Below are 236 nucleotides of genomic sequence, written 5' to 3'. Positions count from 1 at the left end.
CTTCACTGCCGCGCTTTTCGATCGGCACGCGGTAATCGGCATTGAAACTTTTCACGTCGCCGAGCCAGCCCGGCAGCAAGAAATGGAACAGCGACCACAGCTCGCCCAAGTGGTTTTCCAGCGGCGTACCGCTCAGACACAAGCGCTGACGGGCCTGCAAGTCACGGGCGGCCTGGGCGGCTTTGCTCAGCGGGTTCTTGATGTTCTGCGCCTCGTCGAGAATCAGCACGCTCCAC

Annotated in this window: 1 protein-coding gene; it reads right to left on the bottom strand. The window is 61.4% G+C overall.

Going from position 1 to position 236, the window contains the following annotated elements; genetic code table 11:
• Positions 1-236, bottom strand: a 236-nt coding sequence (locus J5M66_RS26830) for an SNF2-related protein (RefSeq protein WP_207810291.1), incomplete at both ends; no start/stop codon positions are given.

This window comes from Pseudomonas sp. 67(2021) (genome assembly GCF_017491835.1).
Classification (GTDB): Bacteria; Pseudomonadota; Gammaproteobacteria; order Pseudomonadales; family Pseudomonadaceae; genus Aquipseudomonas; species Aquipseudomonas atacamensis.
Note: the sequence above shows the minus strand (reverse complement) of the source record. Positions and strands in the feature narration are given on the sequence as shown.